Origin of the sequence: Marinomonas sp. S3726, from assembly GCF_000967665.1 — a bacterium.
Classification (GTDB): Bacteria; Pseudomonadota; Gammaproteobacteria; order Pseudomonadales; family Marinomonadaceae; genus Marinomonas.
Genome location: NZ_JXYC01000009.1, coordinates 59,367 through 79,677, shown reverse-complemented (window position 1 = coordinate 79,677; position 20,311 = coordinate 59,367). Strand labels below are relative to the sequence as shown.

Below are 20,311 nucleotides of genomic sequence, written 5' to 3'. Positions count from 1 at the left end.
TAATTGCTTATAAGGGGAGCTTTAAAAATTGAATATTTACACAAAATTAGTGTTTAAAAGAAAAATGCTCATAAACTGATATCGGCAAAAATGGCGAAAACATTAGCATTAATAGTGTGTCTCTTCATGTCTTATTTTAAGTACGAAAACTGCACGCTAAAATATGGTCGTTCACCATGCCGGTTGCTTGCATAAAAGCATAGCAGGTTGTTGGGCCAAAGAACTTAAAGCCTCTTTTTTTCAAGTCCTTAGCTATGGTGTGTGAGAGCTCAGTACTGGCTGGTACTTGGCTAATATCTTCCGGTTTATTATCTATGACTTTATGATCACTAAAGGCCCAGAAATAAGTGCTGAAGCTGCCATGCTCTTTGATAATCTCTTGAAACTGCTTTGCATTATTTATGGTGGCTTGTATCTTTCCTTTATGGCGAACAATTTCTGGATTAAGTAATAAGGCCTCTTGTTCGGTGTCTGTCATATTTGCCACTTTATCGATATCAAACTGATGGAAGGCTTTACGGTAGCCTTCACGCTTATTAAGTATAGTGATCCAGCTTAATCCAGCTTGCGCACTTTCCAATACTAGGTACTCAAAAAGTGTTTGGTCATCATAAATAGGTTTGCCCCAATCTTTATCGTGATAATCCATATAGGAATCAGAAGCAAGGCACCAAGAGCAGCGTAAAAGTGACATAATAAAAGGCCTGATAACGTATAAAAAAGTCTAGTTTGCCTGACTTTTAAGGTGAGTTACATTTAATTGCGGCAGTCGTTGTAAATTTTACTAAGGTCACAAGAAGCCTAACATGAATATTTCCAGTAATTTACTTGCTTTAGGGCAGGTATGGTTTTTTAACTTATTATTAATTCCACTCTTATTTTTGATGATTAAGCGGCTTGATTGGAAGACGTTGATTAATGATAAGGTGCTACAGCATAGATTTTTTGCGGCAACCATAGTCCTGCTTATTATCTGGCAGGTGAATATCAGTATTAGTTTAGATGTTGCTATTCACTTTTTGGGTATTACTACTTTATGCCTAATGTTCGGTTGGAGCTTAGCTTTACTCGGATCACTAATTGCACAAGCGGGGTTTTTAATACTTGGCCAAGGGCAATGGGAAAGTTTTGCCCTTAACTATTTTATCAATGCTGTCATCCCTGTTGCTTTTACTTGGCAACTTCATCTCTGGATTGAATCAAAGAAGCCTCAAAACCCTTTTGTTTTCATCATGGGGGCTGGCTTTTTAAGTTGTTTGCTCTCCTCTATTTTAGTGGCCACGTTAGCTGGTGTTATGCTGTTTCTAGGTGGGCAATTTAAGTTTAACCTTGGCGTTTTAGATTACATCAGCTATTTGCCACTATTTATTTTCCCAGAAGCGGTTGTGAATGGCATGTTCATCTCTGGGTTTAGTATATTGCACCCACATTGGATGCAGGCATTTAATGATGAGCGCTATTTCCAAAAGCCAGCACCGAGTCAGAAGGTTGAGCAAGATAAGGTGCCAGATGCATTAAATTTAGATGCACAAGAAATGCAAATGGATAAAGAAGATAAGGAAGAGCCTGAATCGTTAGATACAGAAAATTTTGATAAATATCGACCACCAGAAGGCTGGCGTAACAAAGCTTTAGATAACAAAGATAATGATAACTCACTGAATGAAAAGGATAATAAAAAGCATGACTAAGTTTACCCAGAAGGATGTTGAGGTTCAAAAAGAAGAGATTCTTTATGAAGGCTTCTTTACCATGAAAAAGGTCACGCTTAAACACAGATTGTTTGATGGTGGGTGGAGTAAAGAAATAAGCCGAGAAATGCTGGTGCGTGATGATGCTGTCTGTGTCCTTTTATACGACCCAGTCGCTGATAAAGTGCTTCTTATTGAGCAATTTAGACCTTGTGCCGTGAAACATGAAAGCCCTTGGTTGCTGGAGTTAGTTGCGGGTATGGTTGAAGAAGGCGAACAAGATGAGGAGGTTGCTAGACGTGAATCACTTGAAGAAGCGGGAGTCGAAGTAAAGCGTTTAGAATACATGTTTAAATTTGTGCCTTCTCCCGGTGGACTGGTGGAATATTTGCGAATGTATGCGGGTGAGTTTGATGCCAGCAAGGTTGATGTTAAGCGCAGCTTTGGCTTACCAGAAGAAGGAGAAGACATACGTTTGCACTTAATGTTGGCGGAAAATGCCATTGATTTATTGAAAACGGATATAGACAATGCAAGTACTATAATGGGACTGCAATGGTTAGCGTTAAATCGAGCTGAATTAAGGCAAAAATGGACTCAAAATTAAGTCTTTCATGACGACCTTGTACCCATAGAATCAAGTTATGAAATAGTGGGTGAACAAGTTTAATGTTAAAAGCTTTAATGCAAGTCATCGCGCCCTTTAGACCTTTATTGGGCGTTTTATCTTTCTTACATATTTGTCTCGTTACCTTAGGGTTAGCCTCGCTATTACACCTAGCGGCACTTTATTATTTTTTATGGCGACCCCAAGACGAACAAAGGTCTCAAAGTATTTATCATCAGTTATATGAAACTTGGTTTGCCGCTATAAACTTTTGGTTACGCAAAGTATTAGGTGTCAATTGGGCACTAGATAAAGAACAAAAAAAGCAGGCTGATACTTGGCAATTTGTTATTGCAAACCATCAATCTTGGGTCGATATCTTTGTTGTTTTCGCTCAAATACAAGGACGAATGCCTCTCCCAAAAGTTTTTATGAAACATAACCTTATCTGGATTCCTCTGGTAGGTACTGCGACATATTTAATGGGTTTTCCATTTATGCGTCGCTACAGTAAAGCTTTTCTTGCTAAACACCCTCATTTGAAAGGAAAGGATATAGAGACTACACGTCGATCATGCCGACGTTTTATGCAAGCTCCTAATACAGTGCTAAGCTTTGTGGAAGGAACGCGCTGGAGTCAGATGAAACATGACCAGCAAGACTCTCCTTATCAATATCTATTAAAACCCAAAACGGGTGGTGTTGCGTTTGTATTGCAAGCCATGCCTGACAAATTTCAAGCCATTGTGGATATGAGTGTTATTTATCCACAAGAAAATATTTCATTTTGGGATTTGCTCTGTGGGCGTTTAAAATCTGCTAAGGTAGTTGTACGAAACATTCCGTTTCCAGATAAAGTGCTAAGCTCGACAGATTTTCAACCTGCCGGAATACATAGGTTGGAGTTTAATGATTGTTTTAATCAATTTTGGGCTGAAAAAGATAAGCGCATAGGCCACTATAAAGCGGCTTTAGAACAAGAGGCAAATATGCCAAAACAAGGTGCAATCAAAAGTAGTTAGAATATGATTAAAGATGCTTATATCCCCGACTTAAACAGCTTACAAATGCTTGGCGAACTTAATTATCGTCGCATTGCGCGTATTATGCGCAGTAAAGAAGCTGAAGCCGAATGGCATTTTTTGATTCACAGTATGGGTGGACAAGAAAGCCGCCTCAGCCTTGTTTTAACCCAAGAAAGCCAATATACCAGCCAGTTTAAGTTGACCTTTGGCCAGCAAAAGCGAACAGATTTGTTGTTTGACCATGGCGTAAATATGACGGTTCGCTTATATCATGATGTTAAAATTGCTGAAATTACCGATGGTCATAGGCAGTACCAAGGGGCTTACCCTTATCCGAATGATGCCATGTTGCATAAAGACGAAAAAATGCGATTGAATCAACAGCTCGCAGACCTTCTAGAACTGTGTTTAAAACATGGTTATCGACTTAACCAAGATGATCTCGTGGCATTTGCCTGATAGGTTAAAACGCTTACCCATTATTCTATTCCCTTCTATTTATTCGAGTAATTCTAGATGCCTTGTTTGATATACCTTCATGGTTTTAATAGTTCTGAGAATGCCAAAAAAGCGAGTTTATTAAAGCAGCATTGCGCAGAGATAGGTTTGTCCGACTCACTTATTGTGCCTAGGTTAGATTGGGAACCCACCAAAGCCATTGGCGCTTTAGAGGCTTTGATAGAGGCAAATTTAGATCGAGGAGTGTGTTTATTTGGCAGTTCACTCGGTGGCTTTTATGGTACTTATCTCGCGCATAAATACGGTGTTAAATGTGTCGTGTTAAACCCTGCTGTGGGTGCACCTTTATTACTTCAACGCCACTTAGGCCCGCAAAAGAATTATCACACTGAGGAAGAGTATGTCCTCACACAAGAGCATATAAAACAATTGCAGAAGTTTGATGTGCCTTTAACCAAACCTAATTTGTTTTGGTTAATGTTACAGAAAGGAGATGAAACCTTAGATTATCGCCATGCTTTGAATTATTACCAAGGGGTTGATACTAGCTTGGAAGAGGGTGGTGATCATGGCTTTGTAGGCTTTGAACGTTATCTGGACCAAGTACTTTGTTTTGCTAATCTTGTTTAGAGAAGCAAAGGATAAGCCCTCTACTTCATCATGTTGACAAAAGTATTTAGACTAATTCTATTTCAATTCTAGTTTTTTTATCGACTGTAAACTCATGCAGGGCAGTGTTAGACTGATGCCCAATAATGTTTAGTAATCCACTTACCTTCTTGTCTTACCAGCACAAAAAGCGGATGAAGAATACAATCTAATACAGAAGTTGGAAAAAGAATGTCTGCCAATCAATATAATGCGGATTCTATTGAAGTCCTAAGTGGCTTAGAGCCAGTACAAAAACGTCCTGGTATGTATACGGATACCGCCCGACCTAACCATCTTGCCCAAGAAGTTATTGATAACTCAGTCGATGAGGCATTAGCAAAGCATGCTGATAGGGTTGAAGTGACTCTACATAAAGATGGTACATTAAGTGTTGAAGATAATGGCCGTGGTATGCCTGTCGATATTCACCCTGAAGAAGGTGTATCAGGCGTAGAGCTTATCTTAACTAAGCTACATGCTGGTGGTAAGTTCTCCGGTGATAACTATCAGTTCTCTGGTGGCTTGCACGGTGTTGGTGTGTCTGTCGTAAATGCCTTGTCTACACAGCTTGATGTTTGGGTAAAACGAAATGGGATCCAATACCATATTGCCTTTGCTGATGGTTTAAAAACACAAGATCTGACCGAAATCGGTACCTGTGGTAAAAAGAATACGGGTACAAAAGTTAGCTTTAAAGCTGACCCTAAGTACTTTGACTCTGCAAAATTCTCTGTCTCTAGGCTTAAGCACCTCTTAAAAGCGAAAGCTGTTCTATGCTCTGGCTTGCATATGATCTTTATTAACGAGTCAGGCTCAGAAGTCGAAAAGGAAGAGTGGTTCTTCCAAGATGGTTTAAAAGATTACCTTGCTCAAGCAAATGCTGGCTTTGAATTACTGCCTGAAACTCCGTTTGTTGGTGGTGTCACCGAAATAACCCAAGGGGTTGATTGGGCCGTTCAGTGGTTGCCAGAAGGCGGTGAGTTAGTCACAGAAAGTTATGTTAACTTGATCCCAACAACGCAAGGCGGTACCCATGTAAACGGGTTAAGAACAGGCCTTCTTGAAGCCATAAAGGAGTTTTGTGACTTCAGAAACCTGTTACCAAGAGGGGTCAAACTAACAGCAGAAGATGTTTGGGAAAGATGTAGCTATGTACTGTCTGCTAAGTTGCAAGAACCGCAATTCTCGGGGCAAACCAAAGAGCGTTTATCTTCTCGTCAAATTGTGGCTTTTATTTCTGCCACAGTAAAAGATGCCTTCAGTTTATGGTTAAACAAGCATGTTGATGATGGGCAAAAAATTGCTGATATCGTTATTTCTAGTGCGCAAAAACGGATGCGAGCTAGTAAGAAAGTCGTGCGTAAAAAGATTACGCAAGGCCCTGCTTTACCCGGAAAACTGGCAGATTGTGCTGGACAAGATACCGCACGAAGTGAGCTTTTCTTGGTGGAGGGTGATTCGGCTGGTGGATCAGCTAAGCAAGCCAGAGATAAAGAGTTCCAAGCGATCATGCCCTTAAGAGGTAAGATCTTGAACTCATGGGAAGTGGATTCGTCTGAGGTACTTGCTTCACAAGAAATTCATGACATTTCTGTTGCACTAGGGGTTGACCCGGCTGATGATAACTTGTCTCAGCTTAGATATGGCAAAGTCTGTATTCTCGCGGATGCTGACTCGGATGGACTCCATATTGCGACCTTATTGTGTGCCTTGTTTGTGCGTCATTTCCCTGCATTGGTTAAAGCTGGCCATATATTTGTTGCTATGCCTCCTCTGTATCGTATTGATGTGGCAAAAGAAGTGCATTACGCCCTAGATGATGAAGAGAAAGACATCATCTTGCATAAGCTTGCAGCAGAGCATAAGCGTTCTACGCCAAACGTTCAGCGATTCAAAGGACTTGGTGAGATGAACCCATCTCAATTAAGAGAAACTACCATGGCGCCAGATACTAGACGTTTGATTCAGTTGACCATGGAAGATGTGGAAACAACGGGTGAGGCTTTAGATCGTCTTTTATCTAAAAAACGTTCAGGGGACCGTAAAATTTGGCTAGAAACCTATGGTAATCTTGCCACCATTGACTAGCGTGTTAATTTCATTCTTAGGTTTAGTTAAGGAACCTACGATTAAGCTACCTCTTCTCAGTCTTATCAGAAAAAGTGACAAACAAGGCGTCACTTTGATGTAATGTAGGTACCTTTCAAGAAGGGACAACACAGAGTGTCATTTTTTCTGAAAGACCCGAAGGGCGTGGTCTAAAAGCCCTATATTTAAGTTGAGAGCCTTATCAATAGAGCAACTATTAAGTTGTGGCCCTCGCCATAAACCTAGGTGCTTTTATCTACATGCTGAGGCGGGAGGGCTTATTCGCAGGTTCCTTAATACTGTCCATTTGTGAAGTATTGACTGAACCTAGTGACATTCCTTTTGTCCTAATCTATATATTCATTTCAATGGCATAAAGTGCCGCTAAGACTTACATATCATAGGTGTTTTTATGAGTTTACTGAGGAAGGTAAATCAATGGGTCTCTGGTTCTGCAGATAATTCGATTGATAATATAAGCGACTCTCATTTCACCAGCTTATTATCTAGTTTAATGACCATGGCTTGGTTTGTAGAGGCAAGAGACCCTTATACGGGTGGGCATTTGTGGCGTGTGTCTAAATTCTCTGAGTTGGTTGCTCTCAAAGCTGGCTTATCAAAAGATGATGCTGCGCGCATTAGTCTAGGTGGCTTTTTACATGACTTAGGTAAAGTGGGTATTCCTGATGCTATTTTGCGTAAGACAGATAAATTAACGGATGCTGAGTACGAGATTATCAAAACCCACCCTGATATCGGCTTTCGTATGTTATCTGGACACCCGTTAGCTGATTTAGTTAAAGATGCAGTCTTATTACATCATGAAAGGCCCGACGGCCGTGGTTATCCACAAGGTCTAAGCGCAGAAGACATTAGTGATATGGCCAAGATTGTAGGTTTATGTGATGCTTTTGATGCAATGACAAGCTCTCGCCCTTATCGTGCTGGTATGCCTCAAGAAAAAGCACTTTCCATTATTGCTGCTAATAAAGGAACACAGTTTGATGCAGGTTTTGCTGATGCCATCATAGCTTTAGGTGAGGCTGGTGAGCTGGCTCATATAATAGGTCATAGTGATGAAGGCATACCGCTTCAATCTTGTCCTGCTTGTGGTCCAACCATAGTGGTCCAAAGAGAAAGCCAAACGGGGGATCATTTACATTGCCCAAGTTGTACTGGCAGTTTTGCACTTGAGAAAGAGGCTAATGAATTCCATATAACACCGCTTAATCAGGCTGCGAGCGCAAAAGACTTGGAACCTAAATTGGATACAGGGCTAATTAATCGTCAGCTTGATCATGCCATTACAGGCTTGAGTCAACAAACGATTGTTAAGCATCTTACTTAGTTGGCTAGGGTTTGGAAAAGCTTGGTATCTTGGTATCAGGCTTAAGTCGTGCGCGTTTATCAAGATATAAGCAGAGAAGCGCCGCTGGAATACCGCTTAACACACCGATTAAATGAACATTCTTAGCGATAATTATGCCTTGGTCAGCAACGAAGTGAGTAGTCTCAAACCAAGGTTGTAGTTGTAGCATTAAAACTAAAATCACCAGATTACAGATCAGTCTATTTGAGCGCCAATAACGAATTGAGCCAAATGCAAAAAGACCATAAAGAATGCCAGAGAAGCCAGCATAAGTATTTAGTTTATAACAAGTAATTAAATAGCTATCTATCACAGCAAGTATAAAAATGAGACTAAATACTTGCTCGTAAAATGACCTACGCGATTTCATATCATCCATGAATAACCAAGAGTAAATGATTAAACCAGACATATTCATGATCAGATGGTTGATGTTCCAATGGGTGAAGTGAGCAGTGACATAACGCCAAACATCTTGTTGCCAATCACAGGTAGTCAGCCATAAATTAGTCCAAGACTCGCTGTAAGGGGCAAAGAAAATCATCAAGATGAATATACTGAGAAAAAAACCTTTTAAGGGTCGGCTCAATACATTAGGTGTATCTGTCTTAATTAATTGAAGTATTTGCATAATGGTGCCACTGGCTACTCAATGGTCCATGAGATATATCATGGACACTTACACAATATTACATTAAAACAGTCGTTTTATGGCTATTTTTTGTAAAAAAAATGTCTATATCTTAATAAAATTGTCTAAAAAGTATTTTAAATGCTTTTCTATCTCATAGATTTAACAAGATATTTTTCAAATATACTGATTTATGTAATTAATTTTCAATCAGTGGTTAGTTTAATTGATGCTTACATCTCTTTGTCTTTTTAGAGGCATAAACCTAATTCGTTTGCTTTGTCCTGATATTGTTATAAAGGCGTTAAATAAGACTAAATTTTCGTTAGAAAATGAAATGCTAAAGCAAGATGAGAGTTTTCACGTTAAAATATAGGTATAGCTTTGTTTTAAATGTAGGTTTTTATGTTGTGTGCCTACTAAGGAATCATTATGACAGAAGAGCAAAATCAAGAAACAATTGATGAAGACGCTCTTTATAATCGTCTTGATCATTATCTTTCCAGTTACGGTTGTGAACGCTCGCTAATGTGTGTCTCAGAACTCGATGGCTACTTTACTGCCCTTGGATGTACTAAAGATAGTCTTGAGCCTGATGCTTGGATTTCAGGTATTTGGGGAGTGGATGAAGACCAGCCTGTATGGGCTTCTCCTGAGGAAGAAGAAGAGTTTTTAAGTCTCGTATTGCTAATGTATGTTAATACCATGGACTGCCTTGTAAAAGGAGAGTTACACCCTGTATACCTTCAGGTTGAAGTGGACGGGGATCAAGAAATTGTGATTGATGAATGGTGTGTTGGCTTCATGCGCGGAGCCCGTTTAACCGGCCTAACACGAAAAGGCGATAAGAGCTTTTTAGATGAAGTGCTGGCTTCGGTACGCTTGTTTGGCACAGAGGCCGGCTGGAGTAAACTGGATAATATGAGCCGAGAAGAGATTATTTTTTGGCAAGAGTTGATTGAGCCTTCTATTATGCGTTTAGCTCAGTTTAACCATCCAGAGATAAACTTGGCCGAATCCAAGAATCCACCTGTCTTGCATTAAAATCTCTTAAACCCAGCGCATAAAAAAGGGAAGCTATCATGCTTCCCTTTTTAGTGTCTTTAATTGCTGTAAAAACAATTAACCAACAACAGTCGCGATAGACTCAGCTAGGTACTCAAGATTGTCATCTGTAATACCTGCTACATTCATACGGCCAGTATCAGCAATATAGATGGAGAACTCATTACGCAATCTAAGTACTTGCTCAAGCGTAAGGCCAGAATAAGAGAACATACCTCTTTGATCTTTAATAAAGCTAAAGTCTTTAGTACAGGATGTTTTTTCTAGGCTTTCAACCAACTTGTGACGCAAGTCGTTAATACGATCACGCATAGTCGCAACTTCAGCTTCCCATTCAGCATGCAATGCTTTGTCTTGCATTATGGTGTAAACCACAGAGGCTCCATGAGCAGGTGGCATAGAATAGTTTGCACGAATTGCCATTCCAACAATAGAAAATGCATTGCTTGCTTCTTCAGTAGTTTCAGCAATGATGCTCATGCCACCGCAACGTTCGCGATAAATACCAAAGTTCTTAGAGAATGAGTTAGCAATTAGCATGCTAGGCACACGCTCAGCCATATATCTTAGGCCAGCCATATCTTCATCAAGACCATCGCCGAAGCCTTGGTAAGCAGCGTCAACTAACGGAAGCAAACCTTTCTCAAGCACGAGATCTGTAAAAGCATGCCAGTGTTCGATTTTCAGATCGATACCCGTTGGGTTATGGCAGCAAGCGTGAAGTAAAATAGCATCACCTGCTTTTACTTCTGCTTTAAGCGCTGCCATCATGTCATCAAAACGAAGACCGTTCGTTTCTGCGTCATAATAAGGGTATGCTGCGATCTCAATGCCAGAGCTTTTGAAAATAGGTAGGTGGTTACCCCAAGTCGGATCACTGACCCAAATTTTTGGGTTAGCTAGGTTGGCACCAATAAAATCAGCTGCGACTTTTAGTGCACCAGTACCGCCAGGTGTTTGTGCAGAGAAAATACGCTTGTCAGCAATGATCTTGCTGTTTTCACCTAAAAGTAATGTTTGTACCACAGGTGCAAACTCAGGAGCGCCATTAATGCCTATATAGCTTTTAGAGTCTTCTTGCTCCAATAAAATTGCTTCGGCTTTTTTAACACTATTTAAAATCGGCGTATGGCCAGAATTATCTTTATAAACACCGACACCCAAATCAATCTTTTTAGGATTTGGATCGTTACGGTGAGCTATGATGAGCGCTAATAAAGGATCGCCTGGAACCGCTTTTAAATGCTTAAACATGGTGCTTGAGTCCTATTTTTCAGAGGGGTCGTAAAGCTTGCTACTAATTAGTATTAATCTAGTAGAGCAAGTAAAAAAATCGTCTTTTATTCTGCCGTATTTGCATTTAATTACAATCATTAAATGGGGAATTTTATCGACAATAATTTCTTTGCCTGTAAAGAAATCGATACAGAATATAAATAGGGAAATAGGCTTTAAGTCGAGGAATAGACTCTTAAAGAAATTGCTAGAAAGTGGCTTAGTTTTAAAGGAAGGAGCAAGCAGACCTCGCTCCTTCTTCTATGGATTACTCTAGACCTTTAATAATGCCATTCTCTAAAAGCTCAATATTGTTTGCAGCAGGTTTCTTAGGTAAGCCTGGCATACGCATAATATTGCCTGTCAGCACCACTAAAAAGCCGGCTCCTGCATTGATCTGTATTGCTCTTACTGTCACTTCAAAATCTCTGGGCCTGCCATGAAGTGTCGGATCATCAGATAAAGAGCTAGGTGCTTTGGCAATGCAAACAGGTAAATGTGTGAGTTCGAGTTGCTCAACATGCTTTAAGTCTTTCTCTGCTTCTTTAGAGAAAGCCACATCAAATGCCCCATACATGGCTTTACAAACAGCTTTCACCTTTTCAATGACAGGTAGGTCTAATTGATACAAGGGTTGAAAAGGGCGATTCTTGCTGACAGATTCCATCACCACCTTAGCTAATTCAATGGCTCCTTTACCTCCATCAGCATGATGGTTTGTTTCTGCAAAAGACACATTATGTTGAGCACATCTAGCCCGTATCAAAGCTATTTCTTCGTCTGTGTCTGTTGCAAAACGATTTAGTGCAACCACAGGGTGTTTATTAAATAGCTCAACACTTTCAATGTGTTTATCAAGGTTCTCTAAGCCTTTTTTAACGGCTTCTAGATCTTGTTTTACCAAGTCGTCCTTGGCTTTACCTCCATGCATTTTGAGCGCTCTGACAGTCGTTACAAGTACCACAGCATCAGGGTCAAGTTCGGCAATACGGCATTTGATATCAAAGAATTTTTCTGCGCCAAGGTCAAACCCAAAGCCTGCTTCAGTAATGGCCCAATCCGCGTGATGCATGGCCATGCGAGTGGCAATAATACTATTACAACCATGGGCAATGTTGGCAAAAGGGCCCCCATGAACAAAGGCAGGAGTACCTTCAAAACTCTGCACTAGGTTAGGCTGGAGAGCATCTTTAAGTAAGGCCATCATAGCGCCTGTTATTTCAAGCTGTTTTGCTTGTACTGGCAGGCCGTCAAAAGTGTAACCAATTAAGGTGCGATCAAGGCGTTTTTTTAAGTCACCGGCATCCGTGGCTAAGCAGAGCATGGCCATAACTTCGGATGCTGCGGTAATATCAAATCCTCCTTCACGAGGTATACCTTGCATCTTTCCACCTAAGCCGAGAACAATATTTCTAAGGCTTCGGTCGTTCATATCCATGACTCGACGCCAGACAATTTGTCTAGGGTCTATCTTTAGTTGGTTGCCTTGATAGATATGGTTATCAATGGCTGCCGATAATAAGTTGTTGGCACTGGTGATAGCGTGAAAGTCCCCAGTGAAATGCAGGTTAATTCTATCCCCTGGCATAATTTGACTATAACCACCGCCTGTCGCACCACCCTTCATGCCAAGACATGGCCCTAAAGAAGGCTCTCTTAAGGCTAAGCACACCGATTCGCCTAATTGCGTAAAAGCTTGTCCTAAGCCTATGGTTGTGGTGGTTTTACCTTCACCAGAAGGTGTTGGCGTTGTCGCTGAGACTAGAATCAGTCTGCCTTGTTTGTTACTTGAAGTTTTTAGTGCGGCCAGATCTACTTTGGCAATATCTTTGCCGTAGGGTAAAAGGTGGGCGGGATCAATACCTAAACTGTCGCTGATTTGCGTAATCGGCTTGGGGCTAAATTGCTGTGCGATTTCAACGTCTGTTGCCATGATTGGCTCCTTGGTGATAATTAACACGCTTTCAAAGTTTGGGATTTTTTCATCGAAGAAGGCAAATAATGACTTCCTCTCATATCTATAATTTAACCTGTTATTAATCTTGAAAATTTGACCTAAAAGGCCTTGAGGAACATTGTGCTTGTGAGAAACGCATAGTGCGACAAGCCGTTAGGTAATACCCAAATATGAAAGTTTGCTTACGCACCTTATTAAGCTACAACTCAAGACTGAGCTTGTCAAAAACATAAAGGTTGGAAGTGCAATAAGGCAGAACTTACTTTTTCTGCCTTATTGTGAATAAGTTACGAGAGGAGTTAACCAACTTGCTCTGATAAAACAGGCCAACTGGCGGTGATCTTACCAGCCTCATAAAGAGAAATATTACCGAACTGTAAAAAGACAAACTCACTTTGCGTCGGCCTTAAAAATATCCAATCATCTACTTTTAGTTGAATATTATCAGAGCCATTTAACATTTCTTGATTGGTCGAGTGTCCCCACACAGGGTTAATACTGAGGCCCTTAGGTGAGATAGGGTTAGCTTTCCAGTTACCGCCATAGGTATAAAAAGTTTTACTACGGTTAGGGTTCCAAAATGACATCAGTCGACCTAAGCCATCAACCCCAGGAATTTGAGTCTCTTGCATTACTTTTAGTACTGGCGTGGCGATAAAAGCGGCTGCGACATGGTCAGACAGGGTATCTAAATCAAAATCACTTGGTTTAACCAAACAAGAGCCCGCCGCGACTTCATTGTGAGGATAATCACCTTCGTCATAATACTGATAAGTAGGGCTACCTGCTGAATTTAGAGTGAGTTCATCAGCACTTTTTCCGGAAACTCTAAGTGCGATTGCCAGCTTATCTCGATAGCTTTGCATAGCCGCGTCTCTCAAAGCTATTTTCCGCCCCGGTACTTTTGCTACATGGGGCTCATAGCCCATGAGTCCAGCAAAACTTAATGCGGGGTCAGAGTCGATTTGTTTAAGCATTTTTTCGAAGATAAGGTCATCGGCAACACCGCCACGATGAAACCCCACATCGAGCTCGATATTGATCCTCATTTTAACCTTAAGACTATGGGCCAAGGCTTGATATTGGTTGAGTCGTTCTGGGGAATCGATCAACCATTGTAGTTGGGTTTCATGATCAAATTCTGGCGTTTGATTAGCTGCATAAAGGCGATAAAAATTGGCCGCTGCAGTAACTGGCATAGGCTTTCCTAGCAGCACATCCGAATCAGGTAAAGCTTGAGCAACCTGATTCAAAAAAGGCTGGTGGAATAGCATAAGTTTGTTGGTTTGTGACTGCTCCATAATTAAACGCAGTAGCGGAATCGAAGGTAAAGATTTTGCGACAATACGGTAATCAAAACGTCCAGCTAAATGTGTTTTAAGTACCTTAATATTGTCTATTAATAGGTTTTTATCTATTACCAAGTTAGGCTTGGAAAGGGCTTTATTATCTAGGGCTAAGCTTAGCTGATTAAAATAGTGATTATGGTTCTCACCAATATCATTGGGTTTGGCAATACCAAGACCTGCAAAGGCAGCTAGGCCAATCCCTCCAAGGATAAAGCGACGACGTGAAGGTGTGACTTGATCAGACATGTTGCGCTCCTATGCAATATCAAACAGGCTTTTTAAGTAAGGGTTTAAAAACTTACCTTCTGGGTCCAATGACTGCCTGATGTCTTTAAAATTTTGCCAATTAGAATAATGCGCAGCAAACTCCTGGCTTTGCATACTATTGAGTTTGCCCCAGTGTGGGCGGCCATGATATTTCTTGAAAATAGGCTCAACCGCTTTGAACATGGCTTGATAGTCTTCGTTATAGAATCTATGGACAGCAATAGAGCAGGTTTCGCGACCGTTAAAAGGGCTTAACCAAATATCATCGCTTTTAACGAAGCGGAATTCGAACGGGAAGAAAACCTCATCAAAATGCTTCTCGACAGTGTCTCTAATTTCTCTAAAAGCTTGAACGGCATATTCCCTAGGTAAGTGATATTCCATCTCATTAAATCTAACATTGCGCTCTTGCGCATAGTTTTGCCAAGAGTTGGCTATGGTCACCTCTTTTTCAATTTTTTGCATTTCATGACTTAAAATATATTCCCTAATTCTAGGGGACCAAGCTAGCCAATCCCTTAATTGTTTGAGGGTTTCAGTACCATCATTTTGGTCTATCTTATCTGTGACAGAGGGGGCTTCATCTGTGATGTTGTGGGTATCCATCAAGCCATAGCCAGAAAATGGGATATAGTAGAATTCGAAATTACGATTTGCCTTAGCAATCTCTTCGGCATTATCGAGAATATCATCAATAGCGACACAGCTTGTTTCGCGTCTAAGGCGATACTTGGGCATATTTTGTAGACGAATTTGAGTGACAATTCCTAATGCGCCAAGGTTAACTCTGGCTGCTTGGAAAATATCTGAGTTTGTCTGTCTATCACAGGACAAAACCTCTCCATTGGCCGTAACTAATTCTAAGCCTTCAACAAAGTCCGATAAGCAACCTAGGCTAGCCCCTGTGCCGTGAGTGGCAGTACCAAGGGCGCCTGCCAATGTTTGCTCGTCAATATCAGGCATATTTATCATAGCTTGGCCTCGTTCAGCTAAAGGCTTACCTATGTCTCCCAAACGAGTACCCGCCATAATGACGGCTTGATTCGTGGTTTCATTATGGGAGATAACCCCTGTCATACGACTAAGCGACAATATTGTGTCTTGAGTAGGCACAAGGGGGCTAAAGGAATGGCCTGCACCAACCGGACGAATATGGCCTTTTGCCTGAGTAATAACTTGCTGCAGCTCTGTAAGACTTTTTGGCGCAATACGTGACTGAGGGAAGCACTCTTGAGAGCCTGACCAGTTTCGCCAAGGAAGGCTTTTTCGAGCGACTTTCTCCAAGGTCTTTTCAGACGACATAGTGCCTGTTTCTTGTGCCAAGCTGATGGTTGGGCTTAAGCTTGCCCCGACTGCGGTACCAATTAATGAGCCTAATAAGTTACGTCGACTAATCATATTCTGTGTCCTTATTCCTGTTCTTAGAAAGCAATTGAAAAGTAAGTAAAAACTTGCCTGACAGTGGTTTAGTGACTATTTGCTTTGCGCCATAAATTGAATGAGTTGCTCAAATTCTTCTTCACTGCAATCCATGCACATGCCAAATGGCGGCATGCCACCAAAACCATTCACCACATGAGTTAGTAAGGTTTCCATGCCTTTGTCTATTCTTGGCTGCCAAGCAACGAGATCTCCTGTAAGAGGGGCTTGTGTGTCAGGGTTAGCATGACAAGCGACGCAACTACGTTGGTAAATGCCATTTAAATCTTGGTTAGAAGGTGTAAGTGACCTTGCTTGTTCAAGTCTTATTGCATCATCTTGTACCTGTTCACAGCCTGTAAGGAAAAGGGAGATAAAGCCGCTCGCTAGCAGTAAAAAGTAGGGTTTAAGCATGGTTTTTTTACCTTTCAAATACGGATATTAAGGAAAATAAAACTCGCTTATTGCCTGAGCAAAAGAGTGTCTAGCTAGGTTAGTAATATGCGTCTGAGTAATTATTTTCTATTTTTGTTGTCAATTACTGAATATCGGATTTAAATGGTAGGTAGTTTTTACAGCAAGAAAAACCACATATGAGGCCAGACCCTGACAATCTCGGCCAATCATAAAAAATAAAAATAATGAAAAAATCTTATGAATCACACATTGCGTTCACCTTTGGCGCCCTTTGCTCGACAAGATTGCGCTATCCCAACTTATTTGTTTCACCTGCTAACGAGCCTTTTTTATCAAAGAGGCTTAAATACGGCCGCTTTGACTCAAGATGCTGGTATTAAAGAAGGGGAGTTGACCCAAGAAGGTACCTTGATCTCTTTCGACCAAAGTATGGTGATTATTGATAATGCGCTAACACTCAGTGGTGATTCTGCACTTGGCTTGGCAGTAGGTAGCCAAGAGAGTTTGAGTGATTTAGGCATGTTGGGTTATGCGATTGCTAGTTGTAAAAATGGTTGGGATGCACTTCGCATTTCAGAAAGTTACTTTCAAACCACAACTAACCTTACTCATGTTGAGATGAGTTTTGGTGAAAATGAATGCCGTCGATTCTCTCGTCCTACCCATCAAGTTTCTGATCACTTATTTAGGTTTTTGGTAGATGAGGATTTATCAGGTCATGTGAAGTTAACCCGTGATTTTCTAGACGATACTTATACGCCACTTGCTGTGCATTTCGCCTATCCAGAGCCTGATAATTTGAGCTTATACCAAACCTTTTTTCGTTGTCCTTTAGTTTTTGATGCACCTGTAAGTCAGGTCGTGATTCAACAAGAAGATTTAGAGCGCACGAATCAGTCTTATAACCCTGTGACTGAAAGTCTAGCGATTAAACTGTGTGATGACATGTTACTGCAGCAAGACTCTAATCGTAGCCTTGTTGGTAAGGTGCATTTAGCGCTATTAAGAACCCCCGAAAAATATCCCTCTATTCAAGAAGTGGCCGAACAACTTGCTATGAGTGAACGTAGTTTGAGACGACGACTTACGGAACTAAATACCTCCTATAAAGAAATTTTTAATGCGGTTCGCCAAGAGCTCGCCTTACGCTATTTAAAGGACTCAAACCTTGCGATGGAGGATATTGCACAACTTGTCGGCTTTAGTGATAGCACCAGTTTTTATCGTTCGTTTAAGAAGTGGACAGGCAAAGCTCCCTCCAGTTATCGCAGTAAAGCTTACTCTGATTCTAAGCCCAAAATGAATTAGTCCGATTTTGTCAGGATATGGCCGAGCTGGTTATTCTTGCCTCCAAAAAAATCATGATAGTCTGAAAATCAATGCTTTTAACCACATTTAGCCTGAATTTCGATGCTTAAAGTGACTTTCTAAGATGCTTGTTTTAGCGCTCTAACTCTAGGAAAGTTCCTCGAAAAGCGGTGATTTCTCTAATAACGCTTAGGAGCATGCAAAACAATAATAAAAAATTAGGGACTATCCATGAATAAATTCAACATGCCGCTTGTGTGCTTAGCGCTCTTGGCTCCTTTCTCAGTAAGTGCTGCCGTTTATGAATTCACGCCTTATGATTTAAGCTTGGTTTACAGTGATAAAGAAAAGGTCAATCTTGCTTATTCAAGTTATCGTTATAATTTTAACGGAGATTACTCGACAAGCTTAGGCGGAGGGAAAACCGGAGAATCTTTTGATGATACTAAGGTATATACCTTAGGCTTGCATAAGCAACTCACAGATAAGATCGATGTCGGCGCACAATTGTATGATCCCTATAATCTAAATGTTTCCCATCAAGAAGGCTTTTACGCGGGTACCAAAGCCTTAATCGAAACTCAGAGTTTAGCGTTAACCTTCAAATATCAATTTAACGAAAGTTATTCTCTAATAGCTGGGCCTACCATTAATAAAACATCAGGCAATATGACGATAAATAGTAATATTGCCTCAGTATCCGCTAACCAAGCACCGGGAAGTGTCCCCAGTATTGAAGCGGATTTTGGCTCGGATACAGCACTTGGTTATATTGCGGGTGCTTCTTTTGAGATCCCTGACATCGCATTGCGAGCCAGCCTCGTCTTTCAAAGCAAGGTCGACCATAGTTTTGATGTAACAGAGACAAGCGACATCATTTTATCGAATACTGGCGGTGCAACTGATACAGCTAAAAGTGGCAGTGATTTTAGCTTACCCCAAGCCATCATCTTTGATTTTCAAACCGGTATAGCAGAAGGAACATTGCTAACCTTTAGTGCCCAGTGGCGTGAGTGGAGTGATCAAGTGATTAGCTCATCTGTCGCGGGAGAGCTGGCAACCTATGAAAAGGATGCTATGACTTATAAGTTAGGGTTAGCCAAACAGTTTAATGATGAGGCTGGTGTTTATATTCAATATATTCATGAAGAGCCATTAGAAGAAAAAGTAAACCCGTTAGCCCCAAATGACGGTTACCGAGGTATCTTTTTAGCGGGTTCATATCTTGTAGATGATATTAATTTAATTGCCGCTTATGAATATGCTGTCGCTAAAGATGTGGAAGATGATATGGGGACAAAGTTTGAAGATAATGTCATCCAAGGTATTACTTTTATGGCGGAATATTATTTTTAATTACTTGGCTCCAGCGTTTTATTTTTGTTCCTTTTAACTAAGGCTCTCTTTATTAATCCCCTTTTTAAAGAGAGCGACATCTCCAAAATTCTGAGTCTCAGCCATTAAACTGATAGAATGCTGTTTTTTGGTTTGATTGGGGAGTGGCTTTGCAGCCTTTAGCAAGAGACAAACAGGTTTTTAATTCAAGCCGTCAAAACTTACTGTCTGACAACCTAGACCAAGAGGTTATTCGCCATTGGTTAAAACAAGGCTTTCAATTAGAAAAAGTAAGCCTTGGACAAAGGGTTCAAAGTTTGTGGTCTGGTTATGGTGAAATCGTTAAGTTCGAGCTCACCCCATCTTTATCTCAAGCTTCATCTTCATTTTCACCTAATGCAAAGCTACCCACCTCAGTGGTCGTGAAATGGGTTAATCCGCCAGAGAGGGTTGTTCACCCAAGAGGCTGGCAAAGTGATATTGCTCATCAAAGAAAACTATCTTCTTATCAGGTCGAAATGAATGCCTATCGGCTTTTTAACCAAACAAGAAAGCTGGAAAATTGGCCTAGTAACTTAAATATCCCTTATTGCCATCAGGCTTATTATGATCAAAAAAGTTGCCAGCAAGTTCTTCTCCTTGAAGACTTAGATGCTTCAGGCTTCCCATTAAGGTATGACAGCTTAACTGAGACTCAAATCTTGCCTTGTATTGACTGGCTGGCAAGCTTTCACGCCTTTTTCCTTCAGGACTTTGCTAAACCAGATGATAGGCGTATGCCGAGTCACTTACCGCAAGGTTTTGAAAATAAAGTGGATAACTTTGCTACTTGTTCACAAGGTTTGCCTAAGCCTTTTGGATTATGGCCAATAGGTAGCTATTGGCATTTGGCCACAAGACCAGATGAATGGCAGAAAATGCCAGAATCAAAGCTAAAACAAAAAGCCGCCGCCTTAGATAAAAAGCTCAATAACTTAAGGTTTAAAACCCTGATCCACGGGGATGCCAAGGTCGCTAATTTTTGTTTTTCAAAAAAGAGTCAGACCGATGGAATGAAAGTCGCCGCTTTAGACTTTCAATACACGGGTATTGGCTGTGGCATGAAAGATTTCATTTATCTGCTTGGTAGTTGTTTGCCTGAATCAGAGTGCCAAACCCATTGGGGTCAGTTACTGGATGCTTATTTCGTTAAGCTAAAAATGCGTTTAGTCGAGTTAAATTCTGAGTTAGACATCAAAGCTTTAGAGCAAGAGTGGCGTTTTGCTTTTGAGTTGGCTTGGGCTGACTTTCAGCGCTTTTTAGAAGGCTGGTCTCCTACTCATAAGAAAAACACGAGCTATAGTCGTGCATTAACCGCCAGTGCTTTGAGCAAGCTTTAAAGCTTGCTCTTTCTTTAAT

18 protein-coding genes are annotated in these 20,311 nt (G+C 40.8%); 11 read left to right on the top strand and 7 right to left on the bottom strand.

The window, feature by feature from the left end; translation table 11 throughout:
* Positions 1-136: 136 nt before the first annotated feature.
* Complete coding sequence (locus TW85_RS07875) at positions 137-694, bottom strand: DNA-3-methyladenine glycosylase I (protein ID WP_046016571.1); 558 nt, start codon at positions 692-694, stop codon at positions 137-139.
* 112 nt (positions 695-806) lie between these two features.
* Here TW85_RS07875 and TW85_RS07870 point away from each other — a divergent pair, with 112 nt between their 5' ends.
* The 7 genes from TW85_RS07870 (at position 807) to TW85_RS07840 (ending at position 7,869) form a co-directional block, all read left to right on the top strand.
* Positions 807-1,691 carry an energy-coupling factor ABC transporter permease gene (locus TW85_RS07870; RefSeq protein WP_046016570.1) on the top strand — a complete coding sequence of 295 codons (885 nt, stop codon included), beginning with the start codon at positions 807-809 and terminating at the stop codon, positions 1,689-1,691.
* On the top strand, positions 1,684-2,298 hold the full coding sequence (locus tag TW85_RS07865) for an NUDIX domain-containing protein (protein ID WP_052702003.1): 615 nt from the start codon (positions 1,684-1,686) through the stop codon (positions 2,296-2,298). Before TW85_RS07870 ends, TW85_RS07865 begins: the two co-directional genes overlap by 8 nt.
* Before the next feature lie 62 nt (positions 2,299-2,360).
* Positions 2,361-3,320, top strand: a complete 960-nt coding sequence (locus TW85_RS07860) for an acetyltransferase (protein ID WP_046016568.1) — start codon at positions 2,361-2,363, stop codon at positions 3,318-3,320.
* 3 nt (positions 3,321-3,323) lie between these two features.
* The gene (locus TW85_RS07855; protein WP_046016567.1) at positions 3,324-3,782 is read left to right on the top strand and encodes a DUF1249 domain-containing protein; all 459 of its coding nucleotides are present in this window, start codon (positions 3,324-3,326) and stop codon (positions 3,780-3,782) included.
* A 57-nt stretch (positions 3,783-3,839) separates the two neighbouring features.
* Complete coding sequence (locus tag TW85_RS07850; RefSeq protein WP_046016566.1) at positions 3,840-4,412, top strand: YqiA/YcfP family alpha/beta fold hydrolase; 573 nt, start codon at positions 3,840-3,842, stop codon at positions 4,410-4,412.
* Positions 4,413-4,622: 210 nt separating this feature from the next.
* Positions 4,623-6,521 carry a DNA topoisomerase IV subunit B gene (parE, locus tag TW85_RS07845; protein ID WP_046016565.1) on the top strand — a complete coding sequence of 633 codons (1,899 nt, stop codon included), beginning with the start codon at positions 4,623-4,625 and terminating at the stop codon, positions 6,519-6,521.
* Positions 6,522-6,933: 412 nt separating this feature from the next.
* Positions 6,934-7,869 carry an HD-GYP domain-containing protein gene (locus TW85_RS07840; RefSeq protein ID WP_046016564.1) on the top strand — a complete coding sequence of 312 codons (936 nt, stop codon included), beginning with the start codon at positions 6,934-6,936 and terminating at the stop codon, positions 7,867-7,869.
* Between the two features lie 4 nt (positions 7,870-7,873).
* On the opposite strand, the gene rrtA is transcribed toward TW85_RS07840, so the two are convergent.
* Positions 7,874-8,521: a rhombosortase gene (gene rrtA, locus TW85_RS07835; RefSeq protein WP_046016563.1), complete on the bottom strand. Its 648-nt coding sequence runs from the start codon at positions 8,519-8,521 to the stop codon at positions 7,874-7,876.
* 432 nt (positions 8,522-8,953) lie between these two features.
* On the opposite strand from rrtA, the gene TW85_RS07830 reads away from it, so the two are divergent.
* Entirely contained in the window at positions 8,954-9,565 is a 612-nt protein-coding gene (locus TW85_RS07830; RefSeq protein WP_046016562.1) for a UPF0149 family protein, read from the top strand.
* Positions 9,566-9,643: 78 nt separating this feature from the next.
* Here TW85_RS07830 and TW85_RS07825 read toward each other — a convergent pair whose 3' ends face one another.
* From TW85_RS07825 to TW85_RS07800, 5 genes are all read right to left on the bottom strand, one after another.
* A complete protein-coding gene (locus TW85_RS07825; protein ID WP_046016561.1) occupies positions 9,644-10,840 on the bottom strand; it encodes an amino acid aminotransferase in 1,197 nt (398 codons plus the stop codon).
* Between the two features lie 289 nt (positions 10,841-11,129).
* Positions 11,130-12,794 carry a formate--tetrahydrofolate ligase gene (locus TW85_RS07815; protein WP_046016559.1) on the bottom strand — a complete coding sequence of 555 codons (1,665 nt, stop codon included), beginning with the start codon at positions 12,792-12,794 and terminating at the stop codon, positions 11,130-11,132.
* A gap of 323 nt (positions 12,795-13,117) precedes the next feature.
* Positions 13,118-14,413, bottom strand: a complete 1,296-nt coding sequence (locus TW85_RS07810; RefSeq protein WP_046016558.1) for a DSD1 family PLP-dependent enzyme — start codon at positions 14,411-14,413, stop codon at positions 13,118-13,120.
* Between the two features lie 9 nt (positions 14,414-14,422).
* Positions 14,423-15,832: a D-arabinono-1,4-lactone oxidase gene (locus TW85_RS07805; protein ID WP_046016557.1), complete on the bottom strand. Its 1,410-nt coding sequence runs from the start codon at positions 15,830-15,832 to the stop codon at positions 14,423-14,425.
* 75 nt (positions 15,833-15,907) lie between these two features.
* Positions 15,908-16,267 carry a c-type cytochrome gene (locus TW85_RS07800; protein WP_063338900.1) on the bottom strand — a complete coding sequence of 120 codons (360 nt, stop codon included), beginning with the start codon at positions 16,265-16,267 and terminating at the stop codon, positions 15,908-15,910.
* 240 nt (positions 16,268-16,507) lie between these two features.
* Between TW85_RS07800 and TW85_RS07795 the strand changes: the two genes are divergently transcribed.
* The 3 genes from TW85_RS07795 to TW85_RS07785 all read left to right on the top strand — a co-directional run bounded on the left by TW85_RS07795 (position 16,508) and on the right by TW85_RS07785 (position 20,292).
* Positions 16,508-17,578 carry an AraC family transcriptional regulator gene (locus TW85_RS07795; RefSeq protein ID WP_046016556.1) on the top strand — a complete coding sequence of 357 codons (1,071 nt, stop codon included), beginning with the start codon at positions 16,508-16,510 and terminating at the stop codon, positions 17,576-17,578.
* Between the two features lie 231 nt (positions 17,579-17,809).
* Positions 17,810-18,934, top strand: a complete 1,125-nt coding sequence (locus TW85_RS07790; RefSeq protein ID WP_046016555.1) for an outer membrane protein transport protein — start codon at positions 17,810-17,812, stop codon at positions 18,932-18,934.
* Positions 18,935-19,083: 149 nt separating this feature from the next.
* Positions 19,084-20,292 carry an oxidoreductase family protein gene (locus TW85_RS07785; protein WP_052702001.1) on the top strand — a complete coding sequence of 403 codons (1,209 nt, stop codon included), beginning with the start codon at positions 19,084-19,086 and terminating at the stop codon, positions 20,290-20,292.
* The last annotated feature ends 19 nt before the right edge of the window (positions 20,293-20,311 follow it).